General features: G+C 48.1%; 13 protein-coding genes. 5 read left to right on the plus strand and 8 right to left on the minus strand.

All coding sequences use genetic code 11. The features are described from left to right. Window positions 1–460 precede the first annotated feature (460 nt). Genes H608_RS0110500 through H608_RS0110510 form a run of 3 tightly spaced genes read left to right on the plus strand, consistent with a single transcriptional unit; the run spans window position 461 to window position 3,974 of the window. The gene (locus tag H608_RS0110500) at window positions 461–1,666 is read left to right on the plus strand and encodes a trans-sulfuration enzyme family protein (RefSeq protein WP_028787645.1); all 1,206 of its coding nucleotides are present in this window, start codon (window positions 461–463) and stop codon (window positions 1,664–1,666) included. A 19-nt stretch (window positions 1,667–1,685) separates the two neighbouring features. Next, window positions 1,686–3,485, plus strand: a complete 1,800-nt coding sequence (locus tag H608_RS0110505) for a serine hydrolase (protein WP_028787646.1) — start codon at window positions 1,686–1,688, stop codon at window positions 3,483–3,485. A gap of 9 nt (window positions 3,486–3,494) precedes the next feature. Next, window positions 3,495–3,974, plus strand: coding sequence for a GNAT family N-acetyltransferase (locus H608_RS0110510; protein WP_028787647.1), 480 nt, complete (start codon window positions 3,495–3,497; stop codon window positions 3,972–3,974). A 194-nt stretch (window positions 3,975–4,168) separates the two neighbouring features. Here the strand turns inward: H608_RS0110510 and H608_RS21965 are convergent, their stop codons facing one another. From H608_RS21965 to H608_RS0110540, 6 genes are all read right to left on the minus strand, one after another. Continuing rightward, complete coding sequence (locus H608_RS21965) at window positions 4,169–4,843, minus strand: response regulator transcription factor (protein ID WP_038008144.1); 675 nt, start codon at window positions 4,841–4,843, stop codon at window positions 4,169–4,171. Window positions 4,844–4,881: 38 nt separating this feature from the next. Next, window positions 4,882–6,801 carry a tetratricopeptide repeat-containing sensor histidine kinase gene (locus tag H608_RS0110520; RefSeq protein WP_028787648.1) on the minus strand — a complete coding sequence of 640 codons (1,920 nt, stop codon included), beginning with the start codon at window positions 6,799–6,801 and terminating at the stop codon, window positions 4,882–4,884. 486 nt (window positions 6,802–7,287) lie between these two features. Then, window positions 7,288–8,178, minus strand: coding sequence for an ACP S-malonyltransferase (fabD, locus tag H608_RS0110525; protein ID WP_028787649.1), 891 nt, complete (start codon window positions 8,176–8,178; stop codon window positions 7,288–7,290). Between the two features lie 129 nt (window positions 8,179–8,307). Further along, a complete protein-coding gene (gene folE, locus H608_RS0110530; RefSeq protein WP_028787650.1) occupies window positions 8,308–8,904 on the minus strand; it encodes a GTP cyclohydrolase I FolE in 597 nt (198 codons plus the stop codon). A 33-nt stretch (window positions 8,905–8,937) separates the two neighbouring features. Beyond that, complete coding sequence (locus tag H608_RS0110535; RefSeq protein ID WP_028787651.1) at window positions 8,938–9,357, minus strand: 6-pyruvoyl trahydropterin synthase family protein; 420 nt, start codon at window positions 9,355–9,357, stop codon at window positions 8,938–8,940. 108 nt (window positions 9,358–9,465) lie between these two features. Beyond that, complete coding sequence (locus H608_RS0110540; protein ID WP_028787652.1) at window positions 9,466–9,876, minus strand: 6-pyruvoyl trahydropterin synthase family protein; 411 nt, start codon at window positions 9,874–9,876, stop codon at window positions 9,466–9,468. 78 nt (window positions 9,877–9,954) lie between these two features. Here H608_RS0110540 and mqnB point away from each other — a divergent pair, with 78 nt between their 5' ends. Beyond that, window positions 9,955–10,647: a futalosine hydrolase gene (mqnB, locus tag H608_RS21970; protein WP_051268210.1), complete on the plus strand. Its 693-nt coding sequence runs from the start codon at window positions 9,955–9,957 to the stop codon at window positions 10,645–10,647. Next, window positions 10,625–11,458: a 1,4-dihydroxy-6-naphtoate synthase gene (locus H608_RS0110550; protein WP_028787653.1), complete on the plus strand. Its 834-nt coding sequence runs from the start codon at window positions 10,625–10,627 to the stop codon at window positions 11,456–11,458. The genes mqnB and H608_RS0110550 overlap by 23 nt, the downstream gene beginning before the upstream one ends. On the opposite strand, the gene H608_RS0110555 is transcribed toward H608_RS0110550, so the two are convergent. Then, window positions 11,447–12,763 carry a cryptochrome/photolyase family protein gene (locus H608_RS0110555; RefSeq protein ID WP_028787654.1) on the minus strand — a complete coding sequence of 439 codons (1,317 nt, stop codon included), beginning with the start codon at window positions 12,761–12,763 and terminating at the stop codon, window positions 11,447–11,449. The two genes, H608_RS0110550 and H608_RS0110555, sit on opposite strands and share 12 nt — an antisense overlap. Then, entirely contained in the window at window positions 12,760–13,617 is an 858-nt protein-coding gene (locus H608_RS0110560; protein WP_051268213.1) for an aminotransferase class IV, read from the minus strand. The genes H608_RS0110555 and H608_RS0110560 overlap by 4 nt, the downstream gene beginning before the upstream one ends. Window positions 13,618–13,718 lie beyond the last annotated feature (101 nt).

A 13,718-nucleotide genomic window follows, 5' to 3' on the forward strand; every position in this document is an offset into this window, starting at 1 on the left:
CTTGACCACGTATTGAAGCGGCAGATCGCTGTCCAGGATCTTTTGGTAAAAGCTGTTGAGCTCACGCTGTATGGAACGGGAAAGGCCCTGCACTAACAGAACAATCAAATGAACAAAGGTCAGCTTGCGATCACGGACAAATCCATTCCGGCCGGATTCTGTACGGCAGTCGCTAACAAATTGTTCATTATGTAATTTTTGAGTTAATTCATTGAGATAGGTTACTCTAAAAACAGGTTCGCTATTCAATACCCCCCTGTAATCCTATCCTAAAAATAACAAACTTTTTCTCTACTTAACACCTGTCAAAGAACTTCAGCCTTAAGGAAACGACATTGATTGACCATTCACCATTGATCACTTCTTCTTTTGAATTTTGACTTTTAACTTTTGACTTGTCCCCGCCGTTTACCCAAAACCTATCACCTATTACTCATTACTTAACTAACTTCGGGACACTATGAGTCAAGGTCCCAACTTCGAAGGATTTGGATCGGCGGCGGTGCATGCCGGTCATGAAAAAGATCCACGCTACGCGCACCTCGTTCCGATCTACGCCAGCAGCACATTCGTATACGACGAAGCAGCCCAGGGCATGCGCCGCTTCTCCGGCGAAGAAGAAGGTTACATTTATTCCCGCTGGGGCAACCCAACCTTCAGCGAAGCCGAACGCAAGATCGCCGCACTCGAAACATTCGGACTGCCCTTCGAGGCAAGAGGCATCCTGCACGCATCCGGCATGGCAGCCATCACCACACTTATGCTGTCGACACTCAAAGCCGGCGACAAAGTCCTCTCCCATTATTCCTTATATGGCGGCACGGAAGAAATCATCACACGCATACTGCCACCGTTGGGTATCACACCTGTGATCGCCGACCTCCGCGACCTCAATAAAGCCGAAGAGATCATGCGCGAAGACAAAAGCATCCGCATGCTTTACCTGGAAACACCGGCCAATCCCACCATCCAGTGCGTAGACTTGGAGCAGCTCTCCGCTTTGGCCAAAAAATATCAACTGCTCACCGCCTGCGATAACACCTTCGCCACACCTTACCTGCAACAGCCTTTCCGTTTCGGTATCGATTTCATCGTTCATTCCACTACCAAATTCCTCAACGGACATGGCACCGCTATCGGTGGCATTCTCCTCGGCTCGGATCTTGGTTTTATGCAGGAACGCGTGTACAAAGTAGCCAAGACACTCGGTGGTAATGCAAACCCTTTTGACGCATTTCTGCTGATCAATGGTATTAAAACAATGGAGCTGCGCATGGAACGGCATTGCAGCAATGCACAGGAAGTGGCCGCGTTCTTAAAGCAACACCCCGCCGTGGAAAAAGTAAACTTCAACGGTCTTCCCGAGCATCCTGATTACAACCTGTCCCGCAAACAAATGCGCTACCCCGGCTCCATGCTCAGTTTTGAACTGAAAGACGGCTTGCAGGGCGGTATCAATTTCATGAATAAATTACAGATGTGTGTGCGCACCGTTTCATTAGGCACATGTGACACCCTGCTATCACACCCTGCATCGATGACACACTACAGTGTGCCACGCGAGCAACGACTTACTTATGGCATCACCGACGGATTGATCAGGATGAGTACCGGTATTGAAAATATTCAGGACATTCTCGCCGATCTGTCGAATGCACTTTCTTAATAAACCAACCAACCGACTTATGCGTAATTTTTTCTTATCGGTTTTATTGCTGTGCACGATCACGGCATCGGCACAAAAAATTACCGATTCCCGTTTAAAAGGACTCGACACGTTTGCCCTTCGTGTATTGAAAGACTGGAATGCGCCGGGCGTTTCCATTGCCATTGTTGAAAAGAACAAAGTGATCTTTGCAGGCGGCTTTGGCTACCGCGATGCGGAAAAGAAATTACCCGTTACTGCGCAGACACAGTTTGCGATCGGTTCCTGCACCAAGGCATTCACCAATCTGCTGTTAGGGCAATTGGTCAATGAAGACAAGGCCGACCTCGACAAACCTATCAACAGTTATTATCCCGAGCTTGTTTTTTTTAATGACTACACCACGCAACACGCCACCATCCGCGACCTGATGACCCATCGCACGGGCCTGCCGAGACATGACATGTCATGGTATGGCTCCGACGCAAGCCGCGATGAAATGGTCCATCGCATCCGATACCTGGAGCCGAATGCAGAACTGCGAGCTATCTATCAATACAACAATTTCATGTACCTGGCATTGGGCATGACGGCCGCTAAAATCAGCGGACGCAGTTGGGAAGAAAATATCCGCGAACGCATTCTGAAACCACTCAACATGCAGCACACCACGCTTTCGGTTGCCGATCTGGCAAAAGTCAACGACCGGGCGCTCGCTTATAAATCCGGCAAAAAGCAATTGACGGTTATTCCTTACCGCGATCTCGATGCCATTGCTCCGGCCGGTGCGATCAACAGTTGTGCAAGCGATATGGCCAACTGGTTAATCACCTGGATCAACGGCGGCCGTTTCGAAGGAAAAGAAATTATTCCCGCCAGCTACCGCACACAGGCAATAAGTCTGCAGATTCCAAGTGGCAGCGGATTGCCTTCGAAAAAAATGCCAGGCAATTATATGAACGGCTACGGACTGGGCTGGGGCATTTATGGCTACCAGGGACATTACCTCGTTGAACACAGCGGCGGCATCGACGGATTTATTACCTCTACCAGTTTTTTCCCGATGGACAGCATTGGTGTATTTGTCGTAAGCAATCAAACCGAGCCGACCAATATCATCCGTCATTTTATCTCAGAGCGTTTGCTGGGTCTGAAAGTGCGTGATCTCAACGGTGAAATGGTAGCCGCACGCGACAAAAGTCTCGCCGACCCGCAGCAGCAGGAAAACGTGGACAGTGCAAGACGCGTAAACGGCACCAAACCATCACATGCTTTGGTTGATTATGCGGGGAGATACGAGAATAAAGGCTATGGCATCGCAAGAATTTTTGCAGAACGTGATACGCTCTGGCTCGATTACAACTCGGCAAAAGATCAAAAGATCACGGAATATCTCGAACATTATCATTACGACATTTTCCGCGTTCGCTCGCTCAAAGCGGAAGAGCCCGAAACAGACACACCCAAACTCCGGTTCATCACCGGCACCAACGGCAAAGTGGAAAGTTTTGACGTATCACTGGAGCCCGCTGTAAAAGCGCAGGTATTCGACAAACTACCTGAAGTAAAAACAGTTCCCATTGATGTATTAAAAAGTTATACCGGTGAATTTGAGTTGGGTAATATGCTGACACGTGTTTATATCAAAGGCGAAAACACGCTCATGCTCTTCATCGCCGGTCAACCGGATTACGAACTGGTTCCTTTGGGAAATGATTTGTTTGACTTTAAAATATTGCCCGGCTTCCAGGCGCGTTTCGAACGCAATGCCAAAGGAGAAGTAGATGTGTTGTCCGTATTACAACCCAACGGTACATTCAAGGCCAAACGTAAAAAATAGGACTGGCTTATGCAGGAAATAAAAATTCGCCGTGCGGTACGCGAAGATTGCCCGCGGTTGTTGGAACTGATCCGCGAACTCGCGGAATATGAAAAAGCGCCGCAGGAAGTAACCGTATCACCGGATCATTTTGCCGATAGCGGTTTTGGAGATAAACCTGTATGGTGGGCATTCGTTGCCGAAACAGAGGGAGTAGTAGCCGGCTTTGCCTTATACTATATCCGCTACTCCACCTGGAAGGGCCAGCGTCTTTATCTCGAAGATATCCTGGTTACACAATCCATGCGTGGCAAAGGCATCGGCCGCCTGCTGATGGACCAGGTAATTGCCGAAGCAAAAGAAAAGAATTTTTCAGGTATGATGTGGCAGGTGCTCGACTGGAATGAACCCGCTATTAATTTTTATAAAAAATACGAAGCGCATTTTGATCCGGAGTGGATCAATTGCTCGTTGAATTTTAAGCGCCGCACTGAGCTTGCCGAAGTGTAGTAAGTATTCAGTAATAAGTATTCCTCTGCGTCTTTGCTCCTTATGCGCCTTTGCGGGAAAGCCGGCTCCGGTCTTCACGCAAAGACGCAAATCAATAAAGGCGCAAAGATTTATTGGCGGCTGTTCATTCACTATTCACTATTGACTATTCACCATTCGCTCTTTTGAATGTTGACTTTTTACTTTTGAATTAGTCAAAACCATTTCTGCTGATGCGCTAAACTGATCGCCTGCGCTTTGGAATTGATGTGCAGCTTTTCATAAATGTTGGCGATGTGTTTGCGTACGGTCAGGACGCTGAGGTCGAAAACAGACGCGATATGTTTGGCATCCTTACCATTTACCATGTGCTGCAATATTTCTTTCTCTCTTTCCGTGATGGCAGCAGGCAGGGCCGACTTGTTAGGGCTATCAGTTAACTGACCTGCCCGGCTGAGCAGTTGCAACGATTTGCGCGCAATGGCAGGGCTCATCGGTGCCCCTCCAAATTCAAGTACATTCACCACCGACTCAAATAACACCGGCGCCGGTTCATGTTTCAATAAATAACCGGAGGCACCGGCCCTGATGGCTTCGAATATTTTTTCGTCATCGTCGAAAACAGTCAATACGATAAAATGAATACCGGGATACAGCGAGCGCGAAAGACGGATCGTTTCAATGCCATCCATTTCGGGCATCTCCAAATCCATGAACATCACCTGCGGAATACGATTGGGGGGAAGTCCTTTGAGTTGTTCCAGGCAATGGTGGCCATTATCTGCCACAAACACCAGTTCCAATTGCGGAAGCAACTGTATCTTCTGCACAAACGTGTTGCGGTTCACCTTGTTGTCATCCGTAAAGGCAATTTTGAATTTGTCGGCCATGTTATAAAGTTCAGCATAAATGGCTGTTAACCCAATACCTAATTTGTAGTAGCGGCGGGGCCTGTTTTTACGGTCGTACCGGCATCGGCGCCCGGCAACCAGGCTATTTCCCAACCGGCAGCGGCCGCTCTTGCCCGCATATTCGAAAGGCCGTTGCCTCCCTCGGCTACCACAGGCTGCATACCCCGGCCATCATTCCTTACCGCAACATGCCACGATATATGCGACTCAAAAAGAATATCGATATGACGGCAACCGCTGTGGCGAAGCGCATTGTTAACCGCTTCCTGGATGATCTGGAACAGGTGATAGGCCTGCAAGGGCGGCAGCAACACATCTTCCGTAATATCTTCCGCAATATGAAATTGTATACCGGGAAAACTCGGCTCCAGCCGGCGTAACAAAATTTTTACCCGGTCGCTGATACTGGTGAGTGAAAGCGACTGTTTGTTGAGCACCCAGATCGTATCACTCAATTGCGACACCATCGACAGGGAATTTCGCCGCAACTCCTGCATCGCAACGCCGCTTTTCAAATCGGCGGGATCTCCGTGGATAAATTCAAGATTGGATACAACGGAGGCTGCGTAAGCACCCAGGCTGTCGTGCAAATCCGCTGCAATCCGCCGGCGTTCGTTCTCTTCCGCTTTTGCCACAGCCAGGTTGGCGGCATCTTTTTCCTGCTGCAACAATAACAGCAACTTCAGCTTTTCCCTTTTCCGGTAATTATAAAAAAGTATCAGGGCGATGATCACGGCAAACACGATCGCGGCAAGCGACCCGTAGAAAAGCATGTTCTTGGTAGAAATATCCAGTTTCTGCTGAATGATCGTATTCTCTTTTTGCTGTACCTCGTACTTCACCTGCATCTCCCGGGAAAACTTGGCAAAATCTTCTTCGTAAAAACGGTCTTTCGTTTCCAATAGTTCTTCCAGCGTTTTTTCGTAGCCATCGCGGTCACCGGATAATTTATAACATTGTGCAAGCGGCTCCAGGAACATGATCCGGTACTCCGGTATGGTGTCGGTAGAAAGATACTTGCGGCAGAGCGCTATGCCTTTCTGGTACTGTGCCGTTGAAATATAGAATTGTGCGAGATGCTGTATATCGTCTGCATACAAGGTATCAACGGTAAAAGATTTACTGAGCGCAATGGATTCTTTTAATGCGCTCTCCGCCTCGTCCATTCTTCCTTCGCCGGAGAGTATTTCAGATTGAATCGTCAAGCAGGTTTGCAAAAAAGGTAGTTGTTCTGTTTGCCGCGATATCCTTACGCCTTTATCGATGTAGTAAAGTGCGGAATCTTTTTTACCTAATGTACTGTAGGCCCGTGCGAGATTGCCATAAGCAATGGAATACCGGTGGTAAGCCGGATCCGTATCGGCCAGCATCGCCGCGCGGCGAAACCATTGCAGGGACTCTCCCGGATTTTTCTCCGACCTTCTTTTTAAAACGCCGACAGAATTGCAGGCAATGATCTGGTATAAGGTGTCGCGGTATTGTTCTGCTTCGTGCAACAATTGATAAATAGCCGTGCTGGCTTCGTTGAGGCGTGCATTGGTGGTCAGCAGTCTTATTTTTAATACGGATAACCGGAAGTATAAAGGGCGTGATGTTGTCAGTTCTACAGGTTGCCGTTTAAGATCCCGTTCAATCAATACCAATGCGGTATCGATTTTTTTACAACGCCATAGGGAAACGGCCACCTGGTAGTCGGCCATGTCCTGTTGTGCACGGGTGCCGTATTTACCGGCGAGTTCTTTGAGTTTTAAAGAAAACTGTAAAGCGGTATCGGGATAAAGGGAAAGCTGCTCTTCGCACAATGCTTCGAGCACGGGCAATGCCTGCCTGGCAGAAGGAGCTTTCTCCAGTTGATGCCGCAGGCTGTCCAGCACTTTTGTCTGTGCGGTCAGCCCTAAAGGGCAAACGATTACCAGCAGGATTAAAAGGTTGCGCATTAAAACAGCCGCCCGACACCTATGGCCGAAGCTTCGGCCATAGGTAGTAAGTATTAAGTTATAAGTATTTATTCACTATTGACCATTCACTATTGACCATTCACTTTGAATTATCCCCTCTAATATAACAGGAAAGTCATCAGCACGCAATGGTCTACTACAAATTAAGTAGGGAGAAACAGCCGTGGCAGGTATCAGGTAATAAGTTATAAGTAGTTCCTTGTGGGCCTTTGCGTGAAATAAATCCGCGTTTCACGCAAAGCTGCAAAGTAATCAAGGCGCAAAGATGTATTCACTACGGGCTTCGGTTGCAGGTATTAGGTAATAGGTAAACAGCCATTGACCATTCACCATTGACCATTCACCATTCACCATTGACGAAAAAAGCCCCGGTATAACACCAGGGCTTTTGCCCCTTCGCCCGATACTTCGGGCAAGCTCAGTCCCGAAACTTCAGGATCGCTTTTTACTTATAACTTTTGAATATCAACTCACTCCATCCACCTGTGCTTCTTTGTTGATCTTCAGGATCAATCCCTGTAATACTTTACCCGGACCAACCTCTGTAAACTTCGAACCGCCGTCGGCGATCATGGCCTGTACACTTTGTGTCCAGCGTACGGCGCCGGTGAGTTGTTCGATGAGATTGTGTTTGATCTCTTCTTTGTCCATTACTGCTTTTGCCACCACATTCTGGTATACGGCGCAGGTGGGTGTATGGAAATTAGTAGACTCGATTGCCTGGCGCAGCTCTTCACGGGCGGGTGCCATCAATGGTGAGTGGAAGGCACCACCAACCGGTAATACCAGTGCTCTTTTGGCGCCGGCCGCTTTCATGCGTTCGCACGCAACGTTTACGGCATTAACGGTACCACTGATCACCAGTTGACCAGGACAGTTGTAGTTAGCGGCTACAACCACTTCACCGGTTTCTTCTGTTACGGCTGCGCAGATTTCCTCTACTTTTTCATCGGCCAGCGCAAGTACAGCCGCCATGGTGGAAGGTGTTACTTCGCAGGCTTTCTGCATCGCCTGCGCACGGATGGAAACGAGTTGCAACGCACTTTCAAAACTCAACGTGCCATTGGCCACGAGCGCAGAAAATTCTCCAAGGGAATGACCTGCCACCATTTCGGGCCGGGCAGATTCAATGCTTTTAAAAGCTATAACGGAATGCAGGAAAACTGCAGGCTGGGTGACATTCGTTTGTTTGAGTTGCTCATCGGTGCCTTCAAACATGATGTCGGATATACGAAAGCCTAATACTTCATTGGCTTGTTCGAAGAGCTTTTTGGCAAATGCGCTGTTGGCGTAATGCTCCTTGCCCATTCCCGGAAATTGCGAGCCCTGTCCGGGAAAAACAAATGCGTGTTTCATAATTGTGGTTTATCCTAAAGCGGTTATTCGTCTGTTTAAAGCAGCCCTGATGACGGCAGATCGTCTACAAAAAAAAGCCTGACCACAGGAATGGGTCAAACTTTCAGAGCGGTTGCAAACGTACCAAATTTAATGCAAATCAGCGCTTATCAATTTCAAAAATTCGCTGCGGGTTGAATCCTTTTGAAACTCTCCGTCGAAGGCGGATGTAGTGGTGACGGAATTCTGTTTTTGCACACCTCTCATCATCATACACAGGTGTTTAGCTTCAATAACCACTGCCACCCCAAGCGGGTTAAGCGTTTCTTTTATGGCATTCATGATTTCCACCGTAAGCCGTTCCTGCACCTGCAGACGGCGCGAAAAAACATCCACCACGCGGGCGAGTTTGCTCAGACCCGTGATCCATCCATTCGGGATATATGCGATATGCGCTTTACCGAAAAAAGGAAGCATATGGTGTTCGCACATACTGTACAGTTCAATATCTTTTACGATCACCATCTGGCTTACATCTTCATGAAATTTTGCAGAATTGATGATGGCTTTGGCATCGAGATGATAACCCTGTGTAAGGAATTGCATGGCTTTGGCCAGTCTTTCCGGCGTTTTCAACAAACCTTCACGATCCGGATCTTCACCGAGTGCGCCCAATACATCGCGGTAACTGGTCATCAGTTTACCGGTTATTTCTTCATTATAGTTGTCGACTTTGCTGTAAGACATAAATGTATGATTGATTAAAACCGCCTGGTTAAATTAAGCCGGAAATTCGACAAAATTACGGGGTGTTTCATAAAGACGAATCTGCAATTCCAGAGCTGCATCGATGCGTGGCCGCAGCAGATCATAGATCACCATCACAATATTTTCTGCTGTAGGATTGAGGTTTTTAAATTCTTCGGTATCCAGGTTGAGATTGCGGTGGTCGAAGCGGCTGTGCACTTCTTCCCGGATCAGATCGCTGAGAATTTTCAAATCGATCACATAGCCGGTTTCCGGATCCGGCAATCCGGTTACTTTCACTTCCAGTTCGTAGTTGTGGCCATGATAGTGCGGCAGTGCGCATTTTCCAAATACTTTTTCATTGCGCGCATCGTCCCAATCGGGACGGAACAAGCGGTGCGCGGCATTGAAATGCTCTTTACGGAAAACGGATACTTTTCGGTTTGAATTCAAAAGGCAAAATTAAAAAAGTGAATGAGTGAATAGTCAATGGTGAATAGTCAATGGTGAATGGTGAATATGGCTGTTTAACCTTATACCCTATACCTTACGCCATACGCCTTACTCCCCGAAGTACTCCACGTAAATCCTCGGCGTTTCATACAATTTAATGCAATGCAACTGTACCGATGCGGGAAGTGCCGGCTGCAACTCCTTCCATATAGCGATGGCGAGGTTTTCCGTGCTGCACATTTTTCCTTGCATAAAATCCACATCCATATTCAGGTTGCGGTGATCCAGTTTTTCTACCACCTGCTCGCGGATCAGCGTACTCAGACGTTTTACATCAAATACAAAGCCGGTATCGGGATCGGGATCACCTTTCACCGTTACATATAACTCATAGTTATGACCATGCCAGTTCTGGTTGGCACATTTGCCAAATACTTCTTCATTGCGTGCTTCATCCCAGGCGGGATTATAAAGCTTGTGAGCTGCATTAAAATGCTCAACGCGTGTCAGATACACCATGTTCTTGCTTCCTGTTTGTAAAAGGAGCACAAAGGTAATATTTAAAAAGGAATGGTTTCGAATCCGGATATTTGCAGTATGCAGTTGCTACTGACCGCCGCCACGCAATTTGAACTACAACCGACGTTGGATTTTCTTGACTCGCAGCGAGTTAAGTTTCCCGGTTGGGAAATCCGTGTACTGATCGGCGGCGTGGGCATAGCCTCCACCACCTATTCGCTGACCACGGAATTATTGCAAAAACGCCCGTCGGTCGTTATCCAGGCCGGCATTGCCGGCACCCTTTCGCCGGCGCTTTTAAATGCCGCCTCTCCCGCCGTGGTAGCCGTTAACCAGGATTGCTTCGCGGATGCCGGCGTATGGCAAAACGGTCAATGGAACGATCTCTTCGACCTGGGATTAATGGACGAAAATGCTTTCCCCTACAATAACCGTTTTCTTAAAAATCCCTGGCAACAACTGCTGCAACATACCCATCTTCAACAGGTGACCGGCCTTACCGTACAGGAGATCACCACGCAACCGCAACGCATTGCCTGGTATGAACAAAACAGCTCAACGGTTGTTGAAAGCATGGAAGGTGCCGCGCTGCATTATGTTTGTCTGCAACAGCAGGTACCCTTCCTTCAACTGCGCGCCGTTTCCAATATCATCGGCGAACGCGATAAAAAGAACTGGCGGATGAAAGAAGCCATTGCGACGCTGAACGAAACATTGATCCGGACTATCAACACAATTTGCAATCTCGATGAAACTGAGTTTAGGCCTTAGCCCCTGCCCCAACGATACTTTTATTTTCGATGCATTGGTCAACGGCCATATCGACACCGGTGATTTTACATTCGATGTGGTATTGGAAGATGTGGAAACGCTCAACCAATGGACATTGGAAGGAAAACTGGACATTACCAAACTCAGCTTCCCCGCATTTTTTCAAAGCACCGCGCGCTATGCCTTACTTCCATCGGGAAGTGCATTGGGCAAAGGAGTCGGTCCTTTACTCATCAGCCGTGACGCGGGGCCGTTTACCACGGAACAGGTCAACGACGCTGCTATCATTTTGCCCGGCATACATACCACCGCGCATTTATTGTTTGGCTACGCGTGGCCCAACGCCGGTAATAAAACATTCGGTCTTTTTTCTTCCATCGAAGATGCTGTATTGAACGGCGAAGCAGACATGGGTGTGATCATTCATGAAAACCGTTTTACCTATCAGCAACGCGGCCTGCATAAAGTAATGGATCTCGGGGAATATTGGGAAAAACAAACCGGCGTGCCCATTCCGTTGGGTGGCATCGCAGCAAAGCGCGATCTGCCCGAAGGGGTGGCGGTAAAAGTAGCATCACTTATCCGTGAAAGCCTGCAATATTCTTTTGACCGTTACCCTGATGTTTCGCCATATGTAAAAGCGCATGCGCAGGCCATGGAAGAACAGGTAATGCGCCAGCACATCGATCTCTATGTAAATAATTATAGTCTCGATCTTGGGACAGACGGACGTAATGCGATCGACACGCTTCACGGGGTATTTCTTCAACGCGAAGGACAGCCCCGTCCCGCAGAAGGGTTATTTATTTAATGCATTCTTGTAGGTTTCCAGGCAACGCTGGCGTGCATATTCGTGCTCAACGATGGGTTTTGCATAGGTCAGCTCTTCCAACTCCGGAACCCATTTCCTTATATATGTTAATTCGGGATCGAATTTCTTTGTCTGCAGATAAGGATTGAAGATGCGGAAATAGGGCGCGGCATCACAACCTGTTCCGGCGGCCCATTGCCATCCGCCGTTATTGGACGCAAGTTCATAATCGAGCAATTTCTTGGCAAAATAAGCTTCGCCCCAGCGCCAGTCGATCAATAAATGTTTGGTGAGAAAGGAGGCAGTGATCATGCGTACGCGGTTGTGCATAAAACCGGTTTCATTGAGTTCGCGCATACCGGCATCAACGATCGGATAACCGGTGTTCCCAACGCACCATGCTTCAAATTCTTTTTCATTATTGCGCCAGCGGATGCGGTCGTATTCCGGTTTGAACGACTGACCCACCACCTGCGGGAAATGCCAGAGGATCATCTGGTAGAAATCGCGCCAGATTAATTCATTTAAAAATGTTTCGCTCAGGTCTTTTGCCTGTGCTGCGAGTTGGCGGATACTGGTAGTACCGAAACGTAAATGCAGGCTCAGGCGCGTGGTGGCATCCAGGCCGGGAAAATCGCGTTGCCGCGCGTAATCGCGGATCAGTTGTGCAGGAATTTCATTATCCGGGAACTCACGTTCGCCCTCTCTGAAGCCCATGCTTTTCAGGGAAGGAATAGCCCGTTCCTTCATCGGCGCCAACTGCTTCAGGTACTTGTGAACGGGATAAGGCTTGAGGTAAAAATCATTGAGCTGTGCTCGCCAGCGTTTGGAATAAGGTGTGAAAACCGTATAGGGTTTACCGTCGTCTTTTACCACTTCTCCTTTTTCAAAAATCACCTGGTCTTTGGCCGTATAGAGCGGGATTTTACTGGCTGATAAAAGATTGGCGATTTTACGGTCGCGTTGCTGTGCGTACGGTTCGTAATCGTGATTGGTATACACCGCAGTGACGGGATATTCTTTTAATAAAGCCGGAAATATTTCCTCGGGCAATCCATAACGTACATCTATGGACGATCCTTTACTGATCAGGTTTTTATTGATAAGTCCGAGTATATCGTGGATGAAGGTTACGCGCCTGTCTTCGGGATCATCGAGGCTATCAAGAATATGCCGGTCAAAGATAAAAACAGGGACAACGGGTTGTCCACTGCGCAGGGCGTAATACAACCCGGCATTGTCTTCAATACGGAGGTCCCGGCGAAACCAAAAAAGGGTCACGGGCTCAGGATAGATCTGGCTCATAATGGACGAAAAGAGGTATCAGTTATTCGAAACAGTTCGCGGACTGTTTCCGAATTATAGGACGTTTGCCCACATTGTTTCACCCACCGGATGCCACGTATGGCATTGGTTAGAAAAAGCCCGTCCGCCATTGCGAGATCTTCGGGAGTACAGGGTTGTTCTGCAAGGTCGAACCCGTTCCCGAGGATCACAGACCGCAGTTCCTGCAAGAGATACCGCCGCATTACACCGTCCACACATCCTTCGGACAAAGGCGGTGTTGTAATGGAGGTGCCGCGAACGATAAACACATTTGCAATACTGCTGTCAGCAATACGGCCAAACTCATTTAACACCAGGCAATCGTTTAGTTTCTGCTGCTTCGCGTAACGGGCAGCCATACTATAACCCAGGAAACTGGCCGATTTCAGGTTGGCAAAAGTATCACAACTCTTGCGCACCTTTTGATAGATGTCAATTTCCAGGCCATTTTCATTCCATTGCCAGTTTGAGGTTTCCAGCGGCCAGCATTCGATCAGGTATTGGGCAGGTCCGTCTTCATCGTACAACCCGCCGTTTCCGCGAAACACGCTTAATCTTATACGAACAGAAGGGCTGGCCTGGTTTTTCTGCACCAGTTGTAAAATCTGCTGTTCCAGTGTATCGGCATCAAATCTCCCGGGAAAGGTATAGTCGAGCAGCTTCATACCGCGGAAGAGGCGGTCGAAATGATATTCAGGTAGTCTGATGCTTCCATTGACCACGCGCAGGGTCTCAAACAGCCCATCACCATAGCGATAGGCTTTGTTGGAGGCCAGCAAAACCGGCTCGGATGCGCGGACAAACCTGCCATTGAGACAGCAAAAAGCTTTCATAATTCAAAAGTAAAAATTCAAACGCAAAGTACTCAAGACGCAAAGGTTATTCACTATGCTCTTTCACCTTTTTGAATTTTGACTTTTGACTTTTGAATTAA

This window comes from Terrimonas ferruginea DSM 30193, assembly GCF_000425585.1.
GTDB lineage: Bacteria > Bacteroidota > Bacteroidia > Chitinophagales > Chitinophagaceae > Terrimonas > Terrimonas ferruginea.

What these genes read in the sequence shown, in the direction of transcription:
- H608_RS0110500 (WP_028787645.1), top strand. Translation starts at nt 461, where the DNA reads ATGAGTCAAGGTCCCAACTTCGAAGGATTTGGATCGGCGGCGGTGCAT.
- H608_RS0110505 (WP_028787646.1), top strand. Translation starts at nt 1,686, where the DNA reads ATGCGTAATTTTTTCTTATCGGTTTTATTGCTGTGCACGATCACGGCA.
- H608_RS0110510 (WP_028787647.1), top strand. Translation starts at nt 3,495, where the DNA reads ATGCAGGAAATAAAAATTCGCCGTGCGGTACGCGAAGATTGCCCGCGG.
- H608_RS21965 (WP_038008144.1), bottom strand. Translation starts at nt 4,843, where the DNA reads ATGGCCGACAAATTCAAAATTGCCTTTACGGATGACAACAAGGTGAAC.
- H608_RS0110520 (WP_028787648.1), bottom strand. Translation starts at nt 6,801, where the DNA reads ATGCGCAACCTTTTAATCCTGCTGGTAATCGTTTGCCCTTTAGGGCTG.
- fabD (WP_028787649.1), bottom strand. Translation starts at nt 8,178, where the DNA reads ATGAAACACGCATTTGTTTTTCCCGGACAGGGCTCGCAATTTCCGGGA.
- folE (WP_028787650.1), bottom strand. Translation starts at nt 8,904, where the DNA reads ATGTCTTACAGCAAAGTCGACAACTATAATGAAGAAATAACCGGTAAA.
- H608_RS0110540 (WP_028787652.1), bottom strand. Translation starts at nt 9,876, where the DNA reads ATGGTGTATCTGACACGCGTTGAGCATTTTAATGCAGCTCACAAGCTT.
- mqnB (WP_051268210.1), top strand. Translation starts at nt 9,955, where the DNA reads ATGCAGTTGCTACTGACCGCCGCCACGCAATTTGAACTACAACCGACG.
- H608_RS0110550 (WP_028787653.1), top strand. Translation starts at nt 10,625, where the DNA reads ATGAAACTGAGTTTAGGCCTTAGCCCCTGCCCCAACGATACTTTTATT.
- H608_RS0110555 (WP_028787654.1), bottom strand. Translation starts at nt 12,763, where the DNA reads ATGAGCCAGATCTATCCTGAGCCCGTGACCCTTTTTTGGTTTCGCCGG.
- H608_RS0110560 (WP_051268213.1), bottom strand. Translation starts at nt 13,617, where the DNA reads ATGAAAGCTTTTTGCTGTCTCAATGGCAGGTTTGTCCGCGCATCCGAG.